At 37.9% G+C, this 19,517-nt stretch carries 16 protein-coding genes; 12 read left to right on the top strand and 4 right to left on the bottom strand.

Annotated elements, in window-relative coordinates; translation table 11 throughout:
- The first annotated feature begins 230 nt into the window (after nucleotides 1-230).
- Both CBG49_RS07880 and CBG49_RS07875 read left to right on the top strand, forming a co-directional pair.
- Nucleotides 231-4,112, top strand: coding sequence for a hybrid sensor histidine kinase/response regulator transcription factor (locus tag CBG49_RS07880; protein ID WP_088594068.1), 3,882 nt, complete (start codon nucleotides 231-233; stop codon nucleotides 4,110-4,112).
- A 76-nt stretch (nucleotides 4,113-4,188) separates the two neighbouring features.
- On the top strand, nucleotides 4,189-5,868 hold the full coding sequence (locus tag CBG49_RS07875) for a leucine-rich repeat protein (protein WP_088594067.1): 1,680 nt from the start codon (nucleotides 4,189-4,191) through the stop codon (nucleotides 5,866-5,868).
- A 111-nt stretch (nucleotides 5,869-5,979) separates the two neighbouring features.
- On the opposite strand, the gene CBG49_RS07870 is transcribed toward CBG49_RS07875, so the two are convergent.
- Together CBG49_RS07870 and CBG49_RS07865 are read right to left on the bottom strand one after the other, a co-directional pair.
- Nucleotides 5,980-7,602, bottom strand: coding sequence for an IS1182 family transposase (locus tag CBG49_RS07870; protein ID WP_227002855.1), 1,623 nt, complete (start codon nucleotides 7,600-7,602; stop codon nucleotides 5,980-5,982).
- A 163-nt stretch (nucleotides 7,603-7,765) separates the two neighbouring features.
- On the bottom strand, nucleotides 7,766-8,515 hold the full coding sequence (locus tag CBG49_RS07865; RefSeq protein WP_088594066.1) for an ABC transporter ATP-binding protein: 750 nt from the start codon (nucleotides 8,513-8,515) through the stop codon (nucleotides 7,766-7,768).
- Nucleotides 8,516-8,628: 113 nt separating this feature from the next.
- Between CBG49_RS07865 and CBG49_RS07860 the strand changes: the two genes are divergently transcribed.
- The 10 genes from CBG49_RS07860 (at nucleotide 8,629) to ybeY (ending at nucleotide 16,697) form a co-directional block, all read left to right on the top strand.
- Nucleotides 8,629-9,138 carry a GNAT family N-acetyltransferase gene (locus tag CBG49_RS07860; protein ID WP_088594065.1) on the top strand — a complete coding sequence of 170 codons (510 nt, stop codon included), beginning with the start codon at nucleotides 8,629-8,631 and terminating at the stop codon, nucleotides 9,136-9,138.
- Entirely contained in the window at nucleotides 9,135-9,797 is a 663-nt protein-coding gene (locus CBG49_RS07855) for a TrmH family RNA methyltransferase (RefSeq protein WP_088594064.1), read from the top strand. Before CBG49_RS07860 ends, CBG49_RS07855 begins: the two co-directional genes overlap by 4 nt.
- Nucleotides 9,794-10,342 (top strand): tyrosine-protein phosphatase, encoded by a 549-nt coding sequence (locus CBG49_RS07850; protein ID WP_088594063.1) that lies wholly within the window; start codon nucleotides 9,794-9,796, stop codon nucleotides 10,340-10,342. The genes CBG49_RS07855 and CBG49_RS07850 overlap by 4 nt, the downstream gene beginning before the upstream one ends.
- Nucleotides 10,339-11,436, top strand: a complete 1,098-nt coding sequence (locus tag CBG49_RS07845; RefSeq protein ID WP_088594062.1) for a Nif3-like dinuclear metal center hexameric protein — start codon at nucleotides 10,339-10,341, stop codon at nucleotides 11,434-11,436. The genes CBG49_RS07850 and CBG49_RS07845 overlap by 4 nt, the downstream gene beginning before the upstream one ends.
- Nucleotides 11,437-11,438: 2 nt before the next feature.
- The gene (locus CBG49_RS07840; protein WP_009414207.1) at nucleotides 11,439-12,227 is read left to right on the top strand and encodes a zinc ribbon domain-containing protein; all 789 of its coding nucleotides are present in this window, start codon (nucleotides 11,439-11,441) and stop codon (nucleotides 12,225-12,227) included.
- A 191-nt stretch (nucleotides 12,228-12,418) separates the two neighbouring features.
- On the top strand, nucleotides 12,419-12,790 hold the full coding sequence (gene rsfS, locus CBG49_RS07835; RefSeq protein WP_088594061.1) for a ribosome silencing factor: 372 nt from the start codon (nucleotides 12,419-12,421) through the stop codon (nucleotides 12,788-12,790).
- Between the two features lie 4 nt (nucleotides 12,791-12,794).
- Complete coding sequence (ftsH, locus tag CBG49_RS07830; protein WP_009414205.1) at nucleotides 12,795-14,762, top strand: ATP-dependent zinc metalloprotease FtsH; 1,968 nt, start codon at nucleotides 12,795-12,797, stop codon at nucleotides 14,760-14,762.
- A gap of 52 nt (nucleotides 14,763-14,814) precedes the next feature.
- Nucleotides 14,815-15,798 carry a polyprenyl synthetase family protein gene (locus CBG49_RS07825; RefSeq protein ID WP_088594060.1) on the top strand — a complete coding sequence of 328 codons (984 nt, stop codon included), beginning with the start codon at nucleotides 14,815-14,817 and terminating at the stop codon, nucleotides 15,796-15,798.
- Nucleotides 15,799-16,058: 260 nt separating this feature from the next.
- Entirely contained in the window at nucleotides 16,059-16,274 is a 216-nt protein-coding gene (locus tag CBG49_RS07820) for a YgaP family membrane protein (protein WP_002678703.1), read from the top strand.
- Between the two features lie 3 nt (nucleotides 16,275-16,277).
- Entirely contained in the window at nucleotides 16,278-16,697 is a 420-nt protein-coding gene (gene ybeY / locus CBG49_RS07815; protein ID WP_088594059.1) for an rRNA maturation RNase YbeY, read from the top strand.
- 12 nt (nucleotides 16,698-16,709) lie between these two features.
- Here ybeY and CBG49_RS07810 read toward each other — a convergent pair whose 3' ends face one another.
- Nucleotides 16,710-18,125 carry an oligosaccharide flippase family protein gene (locus tag CBG49_RS07810; protein WP_088594058.1) on the bottom strand — a complete coding sequence of 472 codons (1,416 nt, stop codon included), beginning with the start codon at nucleotides 18,123-18,125 and terminating at the stop codon, nucleotides 16,710-16,712.
- Nucleotides 18,126-18,137: 12 nt separating this feature from the next.
- Complete coding sequence (radA, locus tag CBG49_RS07805; protein WP_088594057.1) at nucleotides 18,138-19,502, bottom strand: DNA repair protein RadA; 1,365 nt, start codon at nucleotides 19,500-19,502, stop codon at nucleotides 18,138-18,140.
- Nucleotides 19,503-19,517: the final 15 nt, after the last annotated feature.

Genomic DNA, 19,517 nt, shown 5'->3' with positions numbered 1-19,517 from the left:
GATTATTAGACAGTGCGGACGAGTTGGGCGAGGCAGATGGTGATATTAATAGACTTTTTAGTTAGAGAGAGGCTTGAGAATCTCGGAAAATTGCAAGGAGTGTTATTTTTGATAGTTTTTGTGATATTGTTTTTGGGGAAACTTCGTTGTGTGTTCGTTGTGTGTTCGACTCTGCATTAAATTGGTATATTGACAAATTATTATTATCTTTGCACTCCAAATAAATGAGGATGAGAATGAGAATACTACCAGCTTTTATATTTATCATATTAAGTTGCTTCCTTTCATTAGTAGGATATAGCCAAAGTTCTACTACTGAATACTATTTTAAACGCATTTCTATAGAACACGGTTTGTCGCAATCGGGGGTTACTACTATGGTTCGCGACCATAAAGGGCTTTTGTGGATAGGCACTCGGCAAGGAATCAATAGAGTGGATAGGAATCACCTTAAGAAGTATATTGACGATTATGTTTACCAGCTCTTGGAAGATGCTCAACAAAACCTTTGGGCTATCACCCCCAAAGGTGTATTACGCTACAATTCAGACCAAGATACTTTTCTTCCTATTATCAACCAGCAGTTATTTTCTATCTGTACTACCCAAAAAGGTGTGTACTTTGGAGGTTATGCTGCTATCTATCAGTATGATTACGCTACTAAGAAGATTGAGCGTTTACCTCTGCGCAAAGACCCTCTCTCTAAAGATAAAGAATGTCTCATCACACATTTATTTCCTATAGATAGCGATACACTTTTAGCGGGTACAGAAAGTGATGGTTTGTATCTTTATTCTTTTAAAAATGAATTGCTAAAGGCTTTTATCACTGAAAATGCTAGTCCGTTGAGCAGTCTTTATTACGACACTAATCGCAAAGAAGTATTGTTTTCAGTTTTTCAAAAAGGGCTTTTTCGCTATAGTCTTTCAGGAGCATTTATAGGGCATTACCACACTCAAAACAGTTCCTTACCTAATGATATTATTTTAGATATCAAGCCTTATAAAAATAGAATATGGCTTGCCACTGATGGCGGAGGGGTATCAGTATTCAATCCTGCTGATCAGCGTTTCTTCAACATACAACACAGTGCGGGTAATGTGCACTCCATTCCTGTAAACTCTATCACTGTACTTTACGAAGACCCTAATCACAATATGTGGGCGGGTACCGTGCGCGATGGTGTTTTTCTATTTAAAGAAACCTATATCAAAACCTATACTGATAGTGCCTTGGGTAGTAATAATGGACTTTCGGAACGCGCAGTCATCAGCCTCTATGAAGCCCCTAATGGCATACTATGGATAGGTACTGATGGTGGAGGTATCAATGCTTTTAACCCTCAAACAGAACATTTTACACATCATTTAAACACCTATACCGACAAGGTATCGTCTATCACCTACTTTTCACCTAATGAGCTTTTAGTATCTCTCTATAGTAAAGGGCTTTTTATATACAACACTAATGCTCGTAAGTACACACCTTTTCTACTTCGTGATGAAACGACTAACCAGCAAGAATGTCACACTGGGTTTACTCCTTTTGTATACCGAATTAACAATGATTTAATACTTATTACTGCTAAAAATACTTATCTCTATCAACTAAGTAACAAACAGTTTACTAAAATATCTTTTGCCCAAAATATCGCTCCTAAAATAGCTTTACAACTAAAGGCAGAAGTAGGCAATACTCTCTACCTCAGCAAAGGTAACTCTCTTTACCAAATGAATGTACAACAGCCTGAACTAAAACCCTTTCTTAGTTTAGAGAATGAGTGTAACATCAGTGCTGTGTGTTATGATCACACTCATAACAGCTTTTGGATCGCAACAGATAAGGGGCTTTTTAGTTATTCCTTATCCAATAAAAAACTTGAGAATGTAGCTACCGAGAACCTTTTTAGGCAAATCAGTTATATGCAATTAGATGATGCACAACGGCTATGGATAAACGCTAGCAATGTACTCTTTTCTTACCACATCCCCGACAAAAAAATAATGATATGGGATGATAATGATGGTTTTCTACCTAACGATGTGCTTACAGGTTATGTACAGACTAAAGCTTCTCCTTACATCTATATGGCAGGAGTGGGAGGATTAGCAAAAATCAATAAAGCGATACGCTCAAGTGAGAATACTTCTCCCTTACTCTTCTTACAAAACATTGAACTAAATGGCAAAATATACAGCGCTCACAATTTTCCTAAAGAAATACCTCCTTATTTTAACTCATTGAAAATAAATGTAGGACTTAATGAAAAGGATATGTTCCGCCGTTTGCTTTTCCGTTTCAAAATTAAGAATAAAGAACAGACTTCTGTGATTGAAACTTACGACAATCGCCTTGATATCTCTCTTCTATCAGTAGGCAAATACCAAGTTGCAGTAGCTTGTATGACTCAAAATGGATCGTGGACTCCCGATACACCTTTGCTTTCTTTTGAAGTATTACCTGTATGGTATCAGCGGACTTGGTTTTTTGTAAGTGTGGGTTTGTTGCTGTTAGCTATCACAGCAGGAGTAATATGGGGCTATCTGCGCCGCAAAAAGCAACAACTGAAATGGCAAATTGCTCTTCATCAGCAAGAACTGAACGAAGATAAGATTCAGTTTCTCACGAATGTAAGCCACGAACTACGCACGCCTCTGACACTTATCTATGCTCCCTTGAAACGACTGTTGAGTGATAGCAATACCTCCACTTTTCCTCCTGCCCAAAAAACACAATTAGAAGGAGCTTTTAGACAAGCCAATACAATGAAAAACATCATCAATTGGATATTAGACTACAATCGCTCTACCTCATTAGAAAATACACTTTCTAAAACCTATACAGACCTCAATCATCTTATCACTGATTGTAGTAAGGATTTTGAACAAGAATTTGAAAGCAAACATATACAATTAGACCTACAATTAGACAAAAACTTACCGCCTATAGCTATTGACACAGCTAAAATACGCGTAGTGCTCTCTAATTTACTTATGAATGCCGTAAAATTTAGCAATGAAGGAGCCACTATAAGACTACGCAGTACTCATACTTCCGAAATAGTACGTTTTCAAGTAGAAAATACAGGTATCGGACTTCAAAACATAGACCCCAACAAACTCTTTAGTCGATTTCAGCAAGGAAAACACCAGCAAGGTGGCAGTGGTATAGGTCTTGCTTATTGCAAAGAATTAGTAGAAAAACACGATGGCAAAATAGGAGCTTATGACGAAGGAGCTCAAACTATTTTTTATGTGGAATTGCCTTACAATAATAGTAATGTATTAGAGAAATTCGACAACGAAGAAACAGATATCCAAGTACCCGAAAAAACTGCTGTGAGTGATACGAGTCAATACAGTATACTTTTAGTAGATGACAACACCGATTTCCTCAACTATCTTTATAGTGAAGTACGTCCGTTGTTTAAGAATGTACTTAAAGCGGTGAATGGAGAAGAAGCTCTATTGCTTTTAAAAACTCACCAACCCGACCTTATCGTAAGCGATGTGATGATGCCTATAATGAATGGATATCAGTTGTGTAAAGAAGTAAAAGAACAGCTCAACATCAGTCATATACCAATAATATTGCTCACCGCTAAGAGTGATGGTGAGAGTCAGAAAATAGGTTATAAATTAGGTGCTGATGCTTATCTTTCTAAGCCTTTTGACATTGACTTATTGCTATCAGTGATAGGTAATTTGCTCAAACAGAAAGAGCTCATCAAGCAACGATACGAAAAAGAAGTACTTCTCCCCTCGCCTGCCCTCACTACCATTAGTAATGCTGACGAACAATTTATGATGAAACTCAACCAGCTCATCAAAAAACGCTACAACGAAATTGACCTTGATGCTAATAATATAGCTGAAGCAATGGCGATGAGTCGTGCTAGTTTATACAATAAGATGAAGCAAATCACAGGTTTAGGTATTGCCGAGTACCTAAATAAGTACCGTATAGAAGTAGCTTGTCAACTCCTCAAAACTACCAACCTTCCTATCAACGATATCGCTACCGACATAGGCTTCAACTCATCTAAATATTTTAGTACTGCTTTTAAGCAAGCTATGGGAGTAAGCCCACGAGAGTATAGAAACGGCAAATAAAAAGAAACACTCTGGCACATTTTTTGATAATAACCTTTAATTTATATTTTAACATTTATTAGTAATTTAGCATTTTATGAAAAAGATTGTTTTTTTAGCAATGTTTGTAGGTCTTAGTCTTGTATCTGTGCAATGTACTAAAACCGTAGAAGAACGCATTGTAGAGCGCGAGCGTACTAATACTATTCTCTCGGGATCTACAGCCCCTACCGCTACTATAGGTAACGTAGGCGATTATTATATAGATCTTACCTCTGTAAACCTATATGGGCCTAAAACTGCCGAAGGTTGGGGAAACCCTGTAAACCTTAGAGGACTACAAGGACAAAACGGTACTGATGGGCAAAACGGTCAAGATGCTCCTATACCTCACATCGGAGATGATGGCTATTGGTATATAGGCAATACTAAAACTACTGTAAAAGCACAAGGAAATAACGGTGCTGACGGTCAAAATGGCGTTACCCCTACTATCTCTGAGGACGGCTATTGGATTGTTAACGGACAAAAAACTAATGTAAAAGCTAAAGGAGAAAAAGGGGCTGACGGTCAAAATGGCACCAATGGACAAAACGGCATTACACCTACTATTTCTATCGACAACAACGGCTACTGGGTAATCAATGGCGTAAAAACTGACATCAAAGCCAAAGGTGAAAAAGGGGAAAAAGGGGAGGACGGTCAAAACGGTACTACACCCTCTATTTTTATCGACAACGACGGCTATTGGGTAATCAATGGCGTAAAAACCAATACCAAAGCCAAAGGTGAAAAAGGAGAAAAAGGTCAAAATGGAACCACCCCTACTATTACAATTGATAACGATGGTTATTGGGTAATAAATGGCATAAAATCAAACACTAAAGCCAAAGGTGAAAAAGGAGAAAAAGGTAATGACGGTCAAAATGGAGCCGATGCTCCTAAACCCAATATCAAAGATGGTTATTGGTATATCGGTAATATAAATACCAACATCAAAGCTCAAGGCGAAAGAGGACTCCCTGGTAAAGACGGATCTAAAATATACGCAGGTCAAGGAAAACCTAATACACAAGGTGTAGAAGGCGATTACTATATTGATACTGACGACAAAATATTCTACGGACCTAAAACCAATACTGGCTGGCCTTCTACTGGTATATCTCTCTCTGCACAACAAATAATCACTACCGATTATGAGCTTAGTTCTGACGGCAAAACACTTCTGAAATGGAAAAACCCTAACACCCGTTTTATCGATATGAACGCCGACCCTAAACTAAAAGACGTAGAATTTATAGCTGAATTAGCTTTTAATGGAGAGCAAGTGTCATACGAATTAAGAACTTTTGTCATTGGAAATAAAGTGAAAAGTATAGGTGCTAAGGCTTTCAATGGATGTTTTAGATTAACAACTGTAGAAGCAGATGAAAATAAAACTACACAGATTACAGAAATAAAAGAACAAACTTTTGCTAATTGTAATCATCTGCAAAATATAGACATTCCTTCAAATGTTACTACTATTGGTAAAAGGGCTTTTATAGGTTGTTATAAACTTACAACTATTATACTCCCTGAAAAAGTAAACAAAATAGAAGATCAAGCCTTTATGCAATGTAAGAATTTGCACACTCTAATTACACATAACCCTACTGCTTTTAATATAAACAAAAAGGCATTTATTCAAACACACTTACGTAATATTTATGTACCCTCTCAAAAAGCAGACAGTTATAAAGCACTAAATGCAGATTACAAAGATATTATCAAATAAAATTAAAAATAAAGAGGCTGTCCAAAAAGTTTAGTTTAAACTTTTAAGGACAGCCCCTTTTTTTTTGAGGATTACTCTATGGTTGGCTAAAAAAGATTGTTTTTAGAGTTCCTAAGCAGATTGGACAAGGTAAAAAAATGAAAACGTAGCATTTTGAGGTGTTTCTACCACATTTTCATTGCTTTTTGCTTCTTTTTTGGTAGTAGTTGCCTTATTGGACACTAATTTTCTAAAATTATGCCCAACTGCCATTAGTAAAAACTCCATTTTCACCTTTTCTTTGCCTCTATGTGTAAACCGATTGAACTTATTATTACTTTTTAGTTGACCAAATACTGCTTCTACTTCTATCGGTCGCTTACTGCGATGATACCGCCCTTTTTCACTCATTAATAAGGTTCTTGCTTCTGTTTTTAAGTGATTTAATCTATAATTGACCTCTATCCTTCGGTTGCCTTTTGCCTTATGACATAAGCCTCTTAGTGGACACCCCTCACACCTTTGTGCTTGATAATAAGTAACTTTTGATTCATATCCATTACTTGAAGTCCGTTTTCCTTTCCCTACATTGCTCAATTTCTGTCCCATTGGGCATACATAATAATCCTCTTTTAGATTATAGTACATATTCTGAACCGAAAAAGGATCTTCTTTTTGTTTTTTCTTCTGCTCTTTATGAAAATAATTGTACTTCACATAAGCCTCTATTTCTTTCTTTTTCAGCATTTCGTAGTTCTCTTCACTACCATAACCTGCATCGGCACATACCTCTTTGCTTTGTTTCTGATAGCTCTTTTCAAAACCATCTAAATGGCTCTCTAAAGTATTGGTATCACCTGGTGTTTGGTGTATACTAACGTGAGTAATAAACTGATTTTCAGTGGATATTTGAGCATTATAAGCTGGTTTGAGCTGACCGTTTTTCATATGGTCATCTTTCATTCGCATAAAAGTAGCATCTGTATCTGTTTTGCTATAAGAATTTCTATCTCCCATTATTTTTAGACTTTCTTCATATTTTTCTAACTTTGGAAGATGCTCATTTTGAAGTTTTTCTAACTCCTTAGCTTGTTTTTTAGTAGGTTCTTTTAGCCTTTTATTAATCTCAGCTAATTTCTCTTTAAGCTCTTTGGTATTGATTTCTTTAGGAAGTTCTTGCTTAGTAATCTCTTGGTTATCTGATTGTATGCTATCTTCTATATCAGAGAGCACTTTATTTATTTTAGCCTCTAACTTCTTCTTGTACTTCTCTACAGAACCTCTCCACACAAAAGTATATTTGTTAGCAACTGATTCTATTTTTGTACCGTCAATATACTGTACATCAAGGCTTAGATAACCCTCTTTTACTAAGAGTTTTACTATTTCAGCAAAAAGTTTTTGCAAAGAATCTTTCAAAATTTTACCTCTAAAGTCATTGATTGTTCTAAAATCAGGAGTTGTACCTCCTGCAAGATACATAAGGGGGAGATTTTCTTTGACAGCAATAGCCATTTTGCGGCAAGAATAAATGTTAGAAAGATAGCTATAGAAGATTATTTTTATCATTGTACGAGGGTGGTATGCAGAACAGCCTCCACCCTTATATTTTTGAATAACATCAGTTATATCTAACTGATTAACAACCATTTCTACTAATTTAGCAGGGTGGTTACTATCTAACTTATCAAAAATATTCTCGGGGAAAAGTGTTAAAAATTTGTGAGGTTCAGATTTAAATGATACTTTTGCCATTGTGTTTTTTTTTAGGAACCACAAAGATACAACTTTTGTGGTAAAACACCAAATAATAAGAGGCTATCTTTTGCCAGATAGCCTCTTTTTTATTCATTGCTGATAATCAGCCTGTTAAAACTTTTCGGACAGGCTCTTTGTTACTTTTTATTCACATACCCAGCTATGAACTCTCTCTGGCTTTACTTGTTACCTGAATAAATACTTCTTCTAAATTGAAAGCTTGTACCTCTTTAATAAGATTTTTAGGAGTATCTTCTTTTATCAATTGCCCCTCACTCAATATCCCTATGCGGTCGCAAAAATCCTGCGCCTCCTGCAAATGGTGTGAAGTATACAATATCGACATTCCTCTTACGTTCAACTCTTTTAAATAATCAATGATTATATTTTTAGATTGTACATCTACCCCTACAGTAGGTTCGTCCAAAAAGAGCACTTCGGGTGTATGTAATATCCCCGCTACTAAGTTGATACGGCGTTTCATTCCTCCTGAAAAATGAGCAATTTTCTTATCAGCTACAGTTGATAAAGCAACACGCTCAAGAGCTTCATCTGTTTTTGCTTTTAGCTCCTTCCCTTTGAGTCCATATAGGCTCCCAAAGTAATGTAAATTTTCTCTCGCGGTAAGTGTGGGATACAAAGCGTATTCTTGTGGTACAATGCCTATTTTATATCTCAGTAAAGTATCTTTATAGGTAAGCCCTGCAATAGTAAAACTCCCCATTGTAGGCTTAATACTTCCAAAAAGTATTGACATCAGGGTCGTTTTCCCTGCTCCATTAGGTCCTAAAATACCATAAACTTCTCCTTTCCTCACCTCAAATGACACATCATTCAAGGCAAGAACTGTAGTTTCTTTATATTGTTTGCTGAGGTGTCGTACCTCAATCGCATTTGGGGTTGTATTCATAACATAAAAAACTTAAAAGCGGGGCAAGTTAGCGAAAATTTGTCAATGAGCAAAGTTTTTTCTATTTTTGCCCTCTGTTACCTGTCTTTTGTCACCTGATTACCTAATTGAACATGACTCAAAAAATACAACTCAAAGTAGCAACCCCAGCCGATGCTTCTGTCATTTGGACAATCTTATCCGCTGCTATCCAGCGTCGCAAAACCGAAGGTAGCAATCAGTGGCAAGATGGTTATCCTAATGAACAAGTAATAGCGAATGATATTGCCAAAGGCTATGGCTATGTACTTGTAGAAGACGACGAAATAGTAGGTTATTGTACCTTGCTTATCAATGATGAACCCGAATATGCTCGTATCAAAGGCAAATGGCTCACCTCTGGCGATTTTGTAGTCTTTCATAGGGTAGCAATTGCACCTAATCATTTAGGGAGAGGCTTAGCAAAAATACTATTGCAACAAATAGAACAATTCACTTGCGATAATGGCATTCACTCTCTGCGCGCTGATACCAATTTTGACAATACCCCTATGTTGCACCTCTTTGAAAAATTAGGTTATCAATATTGTGGCGAAGTCTCTTTCAGGGGAAGTGCCCGTAAAGCTTTTGAGAAAATATTATGAACAAAAAACTACTTTCTTACTTAGAACGATTTATTACCGAAGAGCGCAAAGAGCGTTTTTTAGAGATTATAGCACAACGTACCAATCACTTTACGGTAGCGATGGAAGATGTATTCCAAATGCACAACACTAGTGCCGTTGTGCGTACCTGCGAAGTATTTGGCGTGCAACAAGCGCATAGCATTGAAGGGTGCTTCGGCAAACGCCTTGATGCCAAAATAGCAATGGGAGCTCAGAAATGGGTAGATGTATTTCGTTATAACGACACTCAAAGTTGCATTGATACGCTTCGTGCACAAGGTTACCAAATTGTTGCCACCACTCCGCATAAAAACGCCTATTTTCTCAATGATTTTGATATCACTAAAAAAAGTGCTTTTTTCTTTGGCACTGAAAAAGAAGGACTTTCAGCACAAGTACTTTCACAAGCCAATACTTTCTTAAAAATACCAATGGTAGGCTTTACCGAAAGTTTAAACATCTCGGTAGCAGTGGCTATTGTATTACAACAACTCACTGATAAACTCCGTCGCAGCGAGATAGCTTGGCAACTCAGCGATGAAGAACGACTTAATACGCTTATTCATTGGACAAAACAATCAATTCGCAATGTGAATGATGTCCTTACACGATATGAAGAAATAAAAGATACCTTATGAAAAAAACACTTCTAATTTACTTTATTTTATTCGCTTTGCTACCTCTGTGGTCACAGCATAAGGCAACACTCATTCACGCCGATGCTAATTTGTACAAAGTGGATAGTTTGCTCTACAGAAGCGAACAATTAGTAGCTGAGGATAAGGCTATTATTAAGAATATTCCCATCAAATCAATTGTAAATCTACGCTATTTCACCCGTTCAGGCGATAAGAAGATTTTCAACGCTTCCGATAATATCAAGCTTATCAATCACCCTTTGCTCACTTGGCGTATCAAAGCCCCTGAAATAGCACAGACACTGAAAATTATACGCGAACACCAAAAACAAGGAGCCGTACTAATTCACTGTTATCACGGTGCCGATCGTACAGGTATAATGGTAGCAATGTATCGTATTATTTATCACAATTGGACGATAGAACAAGCTAAAAAAGAAATGCTTAATGGTCCTTATGGCTACCATAGTGTATGGAAAAACTTAGAAGCATTATTCACTGAAAGCACTGTAAAAGAAGTGCGTAAACATTTAGGAATGCAATGAAAATAACAGACATTATTCAAGAATTAGAAAAACTCGCCCCTCTGCAATATGCTGAAGGGTTTGACAATGTTGGTTTATTAGTAGGTGATGCCAATGCTGAAGTAAAAGGGGTACTCATTACCTTAGATACTCTCGAAGCGGTTGTAGATGAGGCTATTGAAAAAAAATGCAACCTTATTGTGAGTTTTCACCCTATTATCTTTAGCGGACTCAAATCTCTCACAGGAAAAAACTATGTAGAACGTGTGGTGATGAAAGCCATTCAGCATCAAATTGAGATCTATAGTATGCACACGGCTCTCGATAATCAGTTCTTAGGAGTAAATGCATCTATCTGCAATCGTTTAGAATTACAAAACAGACGTATTCTCATTCCTCAACCTCATATCATTCAAAAACTCATCACCTATGTACCAAAATCCGATGTCGAAAACCTTCGCAAGGCTCTTTTTGCAGCTGGTGCAGGCAATATAGGCAACTATGCTGAGTGTAGTTTTAATCTTGAAGGTAAAGGCACTTATAAAGGAAATGAGGAATCTCACCCTACCATTGGCGAACCTAATGTGTTCCATACTGAAGATGAAACCCAAATAGGAGTGATTTTCCCTAAACACTTACAACGACAAATATTGCAGGCTCTTCGTCAAAATCACCCTTATGAAGAAGTAGCTTTTGAGGTATATACACTCGAAAATGAACACCAACATATCGGGATGGGAATGATAGGTGAACTTAATAAAGCTATGCCCGAAAAAGATTTTTTAGCTTACCTCAAAGAACGTATGCAAGTGAGTGTAGTGCGTCACTCGGCATTGCTTGGTAAAGATGTGAAAAAAGTAGCAGTTTTAGGTGGAAGTGGCGCTTTTGCTATAGAAAATGCCAAACATGCAAAAGCTGATGTTTATATAACAGCCGACCTCAAATACCACGAATTTTTCAAGGCTGAAGGACAAATTCTCCTTGCCGATATAGGTCATTTTGAAAGTGAACAATACATAAAATCACTTTTATTTGACTATCTTTCAAAAATTTTTCCTACCTTTGCCCTCTCAATATCAAATGTGGATACCAATCCTATCAAATATTATTCGTAAATATGGCACAAAAAGTGGATATTACTGTAGAAGAAAAACTAAGAGCTCTGTACGATTTACAGCTAATTGACTCAAAAATTGACGAGTTGCAATACACTCGTGGCGAACTACCTTTAGAGGTATCTGACCTTGAAGATGAGGTAGAAGGACTCAAAAAACGTCACGCTAAATTCAAAGAAGAATTAGATGCTTTACAAGCGGGTATCGCTGAGAAAAAAGCAACAATTGAAGAGGCTAAAGCCCTCATCAAAAAGTACACTACCCAGCAAAAAAATGTCCGCAACAACCGCGAGTACACTTCTTTGTCTAAAGAAATTGAATTCCAAGAATTGGAAGTACAGTTGGCTGAAAAACGCATCAAAGAAGGTAAAGCTCAAGTTGACCAAAAGAAAGAGGCTATCAAACAAGTAGACGAACGCAAAGCCCAACGCGATGCCCACCTCAAACACAAAAAAGCAGAACTCAACTCGGTATTAGCCGAAACTGAAAAAGAAGAAGCCTTCCTTAAAGAAAAAGCTGAAGAATATGCTGCTAAAATAGAGGAACGTTTGCTAAAAGCCTACCAACGCATCCGCAGTAGTGTAATGAATAAATTGGCTGTGGTGCCTATCCAGCGTGGTGCTTCTGGAGGATCTTTTTTCACTATTCCTCCACAAGTGCAAGTGGAAATCGCTTCTCGTAAAAAAATTATCACTGATGAACATAGCGGACGCATTTTGGTTGATGCCGCTTTAGCCGAAGAAGAAAAAGAAAAAATGGAAGCTCTCTTCAAAAGTTTCAAAGCTTCTTAATAAAGAAATATAAAAATCAAAAATCACAAAATCAGCTGTTTAGTACAACACTAAACAGCTTTTTTCACTTCTTATCTCCTATCTTTTACTTCCTATCTATTAAAATCTTTTGCTTTTGTGAAAGGAAAGTATTATCTTTGCGCGCTTTCAAGAAGCACTTGTAAATTTAAACTGTAAAAACAATAAAAACATTGAATAAAGAAATATCATCAAACCAGCTTATTAGCAATATTATTGCTGGTATAGAAAAAGTAAAAGGCACTGATATCACCATTATGGATTTACGCGAGGTTGAAAATACTGTATGCGATTATTTTATCTTGTGTAATGGTTCTTCTAACACCCAAGTATCGGCTATTTCAGGAGCTATCCAAAAAATTGTCAGCCAAGCCGATGGACATCAACACCCTTGGCACGTTGAAGGCGAAGCCAACGCCGAATGGATTCTCATCGATTATGTGGATGTAGTCGTTCATATCTTCCAAACAAAAATACGTGAGCATTACGACCTCGAAGGTCTTTGGGGTGATGCCAAATTTATCAATTTAGAAACTAACTATTAAATATATGTCGGATAACAAAAGTAACGGAAATCGCTTTTCAGCCTACTGGCTATACGGCGTATTACTGCTCATTCTCATAGGCTTCAATTATTATTCAGGAGCGAGCTTTTGGTCTCAACCTAAAGAAATTCCTCAATCTAAATTTGAGGAATACCTCAGCAATGGCGATGTAGCTAAAATCATCATCTTAAACCGCAAAGAGGCTAATGTATACCTCACCGAGGATGCCCTTAAAAAAGAAGAACACAAAGAGGTGAAACCTACAGGCAATTCTCTTATGCAGGGAGCTAATGCGGGCGAAGTACCTCAATATCGCTTTGAATTAGGCGACTTGAGCAATTTCGAAAATCGCTTCGACCAAATTGTTAAAGATAACAATCTCAGTACCACTCGTGAAAACAAAACCCAACAAAATGTAATCGGCGATTTGCTGTTCACTCTCTTGCCTTTCGTCGTTATTATTGGTTTGTGGATATTTGTAATGCGTCGTATGGCAGGTGCTGGTGGACCTGGTGGTATTTTCAGTATAGGCAAGTCTAAAGCGCGGGTGTTTGACGAAAAGAAAGAAACCCGCGTAACTTTCCAAGATGTAGCTGGCTTAGAAGGTGCTAAAGAAGAGGTGCAAGAGATTGTAGACTTCCTCAAAAACCCCGATAAATATACCTCATTAGGAGGTAAAATACCTCGCGGAGCTCTGCTTGTAGGTCCTCCAGGTACAGGTAAAACACTCCTTGCCAAAGCAGTAGCAGGTGAGGCTCAAGTACCTTTCTTCTCTCTGTCTGGTTCTGATTTTGTAGAGATGTTCGTAGGGGTGGGAGCTTCTCGTGTGCGCGATCTCTTCAAGCAAGCTAAAGAAAAATCTCCATCTATTATCTTTATCGACGAGATTGATGCTATAGGTCGTGCTCGTGGTAAAAATGCAATGACTGGTGCTAACGATGAGCGTGAAAATACTCTCAACCAATTGCTTACTGAAATGGATGGCTTTGGCTCTCACACCAATGTAATTGTGCTTGCCGCTACAAACCGCGCCGATATTTTGGATAAAGCCCTAATGCGTGCTGGGCGTTTCGACCGCCAAATTTATGTGGAACTTCCAAACTTGAACGAACGCAAACAGATTTTCCAAGTACATTTGCGCCCTATAAAAACAGCTGAGACCTTAGATATTGATTTCTTAGCAAAACAAACTCCTGGTTTCTCAGGTGCTGATATTGCCAACGTTTGTAACGAAGCAGCCCTTATTGCAGCGCGTAAAGGTAAAACAGCTGTGAGCAAACAAGAGTTCCTTGATGCAGTAGATAGAATTGTAGGTGGTTTGGAAAAGAAAACTAAAATCCTTACCCCTGAAGAACGTGAGGCTATTGCTTTCCACGAAGCAGGTCACGCTACCGTAAGCTGGTTGTTAGAACACGCTGCTCCATTGGTAAAAGTAACTATTGTGCCTCGCGGACAGTCACTCGGTGCAGCTTGGTATCTACCGGAAGAGCGACAAATTGTACGCACCGAACAAATACTTGATGAGATGTGTGCTGCCCTTGGCGGTAGAGCTGCAGAAAAAGTAGTATTCAATAAAATATCTACAGGTGCTCTCAGTGACCTCGAAAAAGTAACCAAACAAGCCCGCGCAATGGTAACTATTTATGGGCTCAACGAGAAAATCGGTAATCTTACCTACTACGATTCTGCCCAGTCCGATTATAGTTTTACCAAACCGTATAGTGAGAAAACAGCTCACCTCATCGATGAAGAAATTTCTAAAATTATAGAAGAGCAATACCAACGTGCTATTGATATCCTTACCGAGAATAAAGATAAACTCACCACTTTGGCTAACTTGCTATTAGATCGTGAAGTTATCTTCCGAGATGACCTTGAGAATATTTTTGGAAAACGCAAGTTTAAAGACCCTCACAATAGTAATGAAGAGGAAACTCCTTTAAAAACTGAAAATACTTCTCCAACAGAATAGAGTTTTAAAAGGCTTCCTTTTGCAAAAGGAAGCCTTATTTATATAAAACAAAATGAAAATAACTGCTCAAATAAAAGAACCTATACGCGAAGAAATGGAACTTTTTGAACAGAAGTTCCGCAATTCAATGTCGTCTAAAGTAGCCTTGCTAAATCGCATCACCTATTATATAGTAAATCGCAAAGGCAAGCAAATGCGACCTATGTTTGTTTTCTTAGTAGCCAAAATGCTTTCTGATGATAGTAAAGTAAGTGAACGTACCTATAGGGGTGCTTCAGTTATAGAACTCATTCACACTGCTACTTTGGTGCACGACGATGTGGTAGACGATAGTAACAAACGCCGTGGTTTCTTTTCTATCAATGCACTTTGGAAAAACAAAATAGCCGTATTAGTAGGTGATTATCTGCTGTCTAAAGGCTTGCTCCTCTCTATAGACAATGGTGATTTCGACCTATTGCGCATTATCTCAGTTGCTGTGCGCGAAATGAGTGAAGGTGAGCTTTTACAAATAGAAAAAGCACGTCGGTTAGACATCGTAGAGGATGTTTACTACGAAATTATCCGCCAAAAAACAGCGACCCTCATTGCGGCTTGTTGTGCAATGGGAGCTTGCTCAGTACAGCCTGAACAGCCTGAACTCATAGAAAAAATGCGTCTCTTTGGTGAATATATAGGAATGGCTTTTCAAATAAAAGATGACCTCTTCGATTATACCGAAGATGCAATCGGAAAACCTACTGGTATAGACATCAAAGAGCAAAAAATGACCCTCCCTCTTATTTATGTACTCAATACTTGTACAGAAAAAGAAAAGCAATGGCTCATCAATTCGGTAAAGAAATACAACAAAGATAAAAAGCGTGTAAAAGAAGTGATTGCCTTTGTGAAAACTCACAACGGATTAGAATATGCTACTGCCAAAATGAAAGAGTTTCAACAAAAAGCTCTCAATATTCTCAACGATTTCCCTGCTTCCCCTTATAAAGAAGCTCTTACCTTAATGGTAAATTACGTAATCGACAGAAAAATTTAGACTCTGTATTACATAATTAAATACAACGGCATTCGCTTTTAAAATAGTAGTAGGCTTATATTTTTAAATAAACTCTAGAATAGTAGAAAATATTAGATGTTTTCTCATTAAAAAAGTCACTTTTGTGAATTGCCCCTTTCCTTTCGAGAGGGAGAGCGAGGGTAGTTTTTTAAATTCAAATGAGCGAATTTACTCATTACCAAATTTGCTAATTTACAAATTATTTGTACCTTTGTCCTCAAAATTTAAACAAAAGTGATATGAAAAGAAATATAAGCACTTTAGACAAGAATATCCGCTTGCTTATTATCGTGATTACGGCAATTTTGGGGTATTTCAACGAGTTTTCTATAACTATTGCATCGGTGTTATCAGGCGTTTCTATTTTGCTATTGGTAACCATTCTCATCAATTTTTCTCCTATTTATGCGCTATTAGGTATCAGCACCTATAAGCCTAAAGAAAAAAATAGTTAGATTATGACTTCTTTTTTTAACGAAACTCCTTTTATCTTCCCTTATAATAAGAATTCGGTAAAACGCTGGGTGAAAAGTGTTGCTAAATCCGAAGATAAAGAGGCGGGCAATATCAACTATATTTTTTGTGATGATGAGTATTTGCACAAAATAAATGTAGAGTACTTGCAACACGACACCCTCACCGATATCATCACCTTTGATTATACTGAGGGAAAAGTACTCCATTCGGATATTTATATTTCGGTAGAACGCGTAAAAGAAAACGCCGAAATCTTTAAAGTGCCTTTCCAAAGAGAACTGTTGCGAGTATTGGCACACGGGTTGTTGCACCTCTGTGGGTATAAAGATAAAACCCCCAAAGACAGTGCGCTAATGCGACAAAAAGAAGAGGAAATGATGTTGCTGTTTGACCAACTTTAACTGCCTATCGCGCTACGCTTTTGACCGCAACGCTTTTAGCTTGATTGCAAAGCTCGCTAAATAGCCATAGATAAGCAGAAACAAAATACCTATATAAATGCTATTGCCTAAGGCATAGAAATTTATAAAAGAGAAGAGTACACTCATACCAAGGAAGATTTTTATCTTCCTTTTTTTGTAGGGTATCGGGTAGTATTTTTGTCCGTAGTAATACGAAATACTCATCATTGCTGCATAGGTAATAAGGGTAGCCAAAGCGGCTCCTTTATAGCTAAGCCAAGGAATAAGGGCAAAGTTGAACACTACTGTAATAGCCATTCCTATCAAGGATACAATCGCTCCAAAGCTCGTGCGGTCGGTTACTTTGTACCATACCGAAAGACTGTGGTAAATACCCAAACAAAGGTTAGCTAACAAGATAATAGGCACAATCCAGAGCGCATCCCAGTAGGCTTTATTAGGTATCAAAATAAGTTTAAAAACATCGGTAAATACGGTAATAAAGAGCAAAATAAAGCCTCCGCACACAATGAAGTATTCGGTGATACGTGCATAAGTTTTAGGTGCATTCTCATCTTGGGAACTACTGAAAAAGAAAGGTTCTATACCAAGTTTATAGGCAGTGACAAAGAGGTTCATAAACACCCCCATTTTGTAGCAAGCTGAGTAGATACCTATCGTTTCATCGGCTGTATCAGCAGGGAGGAGCATACGCAAAAACACACGGTCAAAACCTTCGTTCACAGCAAAAGCGATGCCTGCCAAAAGTACGGGGAAAGCGTAGATCATCATCTCTTTCCAAAGAGGATAGTAGAATTTGAAACGTATTTTGAGGTAGATAGGTAGCAGCACAATAAATGTCGCTAAACTAGCAATCACATTCGCTAAAAAAATGTAGTATACACCTCCATTTGTTGCGAGATTTTCAGCAGACAAATAATTTAGATAGTAGATATTAAGCGCTAAATTTAAGGCTGTATTCCCTATTTTTACCATTGCATAGAGTTTGGCTTTACCTTTATTCCTAAGCCACGCAAAAGGAATGACCACTAAGGCATCGAGTACCAATATATAAATGGCAAAGACAATATATTGCACATCGTAGTTCAGCCAAGAGGCAATAAAGTGTCGCAATAAGTAGGCTATCAGCAGGAAAAACAAAGAGCTAACGGTAAGAGAAGTAAGTGCGGTAGATTGCACCTTTTTCTTCTGTTCGCCTTTATTCATAAAGCGGAAGAAAGCTGTTTCCATACCATAAGACAGCAGTACATTCCCCAAGATAAGGTAGACAAACAACCCTGAATAGATACCAAAATCGGCAGTATCGAGTTTATTCACGTACAGCCTTGTGAGTAATAGGGTTAGCACACGAGGGAGTACAGTAGCAATGCCGTAAATAATGGTATCTTTAAAGAGTTTTCTCAACATAAGGCGTTCTTCTTATCCAAATAATTCTTGTATCGCATCTTCTATTTTAGCGACCGTTATAACTTTTATCTTCGTATTTTTGAGAGCTATTTTATTGTATTTAGAAACAAAAATCGTATTAAATCCTAATTTTTCAGCTTCAGTAATGCGTTGTTCTACACGTTGTACAGGACGTATCTCACCGCCTAACCCCACTTCACCAGCAAAACACACATCCTTCTCAATGGCTATATCTTCGTTGGACGATAAGATAGCCATTGCCACCCCTAAATCGGTTGCAGGGTCGTCGATAGTAATCCCCCCCGTGATATTTAGGAACACGTCTTTGGCTCCAAGGCGGAATCCTGCGCGTTTCTCAAGCACTGCCAAAAGCATATTGAGGCGTTTGGCATTGAATCCAGTAGTACTGCGTTGTGGTGTACCATATACCGCTGTACTCACGAGGGCTTGTATTTCAATCATCAGCGGACGCATACCTTCTAAGGTGGCAGCTATAGAAGTACCGCTAATGGTCTCATCGGTTTTGGAAATGAGAATCTCCGAAGGGTTGTTCACCTCGCGCAATCCGTTGCTAAGCATTTCATAAATACCCAATTCGGAAGTAGAGCCAAAGCGGTTTTTCAGTGAACGCAAGATACGGTACACGTGATTGCGATCGCCTTCAAACTGCAGAACGGTATCCACCATATGCTCTAATATTTTAGGACCTGCTATTTGTCCGTCTTTAGTAATATGCCCAATGAGTATTACAGGAGTATGAGTAGTTTTAGCAAACTTAATCAGTTCGGAAGTACATTCTCTAATTTGAGAAATACTCCCTGCCGATGCCTCTATATAATCGGATTGAAGGGTTTGGATAGAGTCGATAATCACGATTTCGGGCAAGAGTTCTTTTATCTGTTGGAAAATATTTTGTGTCTTAGTTTCAGTGAGAATAAAGCAATTATTGAGCTTATGTGGAATACGGTCGGCACGCATTTTTATCTGTTTTTCACTTTCCTCTCCCGATACGTAGAGCGTACGATAGGGCAAGTTAAGAGCTATTTGCAATAATAGTGTACTCTTGCCTATCCCTGGTTCCCCTCCTAAAAGCGTTACCGACCCTGGCACTATGCCCCCCCCTAGCACGTTGTTCAGCTCGTGATTGTTGCTATTGAGGCGTGGCTCTTGCTGGGTGTCGATTTGGGAAATAGGGATGTACTTAGGTGCCTTATTTTTGATAGATGATTCTTTTTCTTGCCAAGCAGGAGCCGTATCTTTCTGTACGACTTCTTCCACAATGGTATTCCACTGCTTGCAAGTGTAACACTGTCCTTGCCATTTGCTATATTGCGCACCGCAATTTTGACAGAAATATGCTGTTTTTAATTTTGCCATTTTTATTAGAGGTTA

It is taken from the genome of Capnocytophaga endodontalis (assembly GCF_002209445.1).
In the GTDB taxonomy this organism is placed as follows: domain Bacteria; phylum Bacteroidota; class Bacteroidia; order Flavobacteriales; family Flavobacteriaceae; genus Capnocytophaga; species Capnocytophaga periodontitidis.
The sequence above is the reverse complement of the archived record's forward strand: the minus strand, read 5'-3'. Positions and strand labels throughout refer to the sequence as shown.

Coding starts and splice junctions, on each gene's coding strand:
- CBG49_RS07880 (WP_088594068.1), top strand. CDS start 231: ATGAGAATGAGAATACTACCAGCTTTTATATTTATCATATTAAGTTGC.
- CBG49_RS07875 (WP_088594067.1), top strand. CDS start 4,189: ATGAAAAAGATTGTTTTTTTAGCAATGTTTGTAGGTCTTAGTCTTGTA.
- CBG49_RS07870 (WP_227002855.1), bottom strand. CDS start 7,602: ATGGCAAAAGTATCATTTAAATCTGAACCTCACAAATTTTTAACACTT.
- CBG49_RS07865 (WP_088594066.1), bottom strand. CDS start 8,515: ATGAATACAACCCCAAATGCGATTGAGGTACGACACCTCAGCAAACAA.
- CBG49_RS07860 (WP_088594065.1), top strand. CDS start 8,629: ATGACTCAAAAAATACAACTCAAAGTAGCAACCCCAGCCGATGCTTCT.
- CBG49_RS07855 (WP_088594064.1), top strand. CDS start 9,135: ATGAACAAAAAACTACTTTCTTACTTAGAACGATTTATTACCGAAGAG.
- CBG49_RS07850 (WP_088594063.1), top strand. CDS start 9,794: ATGAAAAAAACACTTCTAATTTACTTTATTTTATTCGCTTTGCTACCT.
- CBG49_RS07845 (WP_088594062.1), top strand. CDS start 10,339: ATGAAAATAACAGACATTATTCAAGAATTAGAAAAACTCGCCCCTCTG.
- CBG49_RS07840 (WP_009414207.1), top strand. CDS start 11,439: ATGGCACAAAAAGTGGATATTACTGTAGAAGAAAAACTAAGAGCTCTG.
- ftsH (WP_009414205.1), top strand. CDS start 12,795: ATGTCGGATAACAAAAGTAACGGAAATCGCTTTTCAGCCTACTGGCTA.
- CBG49_RS07825 (WP_088594060.1), top strand. CDS start 14,815: ATGAAAATAACTGCTCAAATAAAAGAACCTATACGCGAAGAAATGGAA.
- CBG49_RS07820 (WP_002678703.1), top strand. CDS start 16,059: ATGAAAAGAAATATAAGCACTTTAGACAAGAATATCCGCTTGCTTATT.
- ybeY (WP_088594059.1), top strand. CDS start 16,278: ATGACTTCTTTTTTTAACGAAACTCCTTTTATCTTCCCTTATAATAAG.
- CBG49_RS07810 (WP_088594058.1), bottom strand. CDS start 18,125: ATGTTGAGAAAACTCTTTAAAGATACCATTATTTACGGCATTGCTACT.
- radA (WP_088594057.1), bottom strand. CDS start 19,502: ATGGCAAAATTAAAAACAGCATATTTCTGTCAAAATTGCGGTGCGCAA.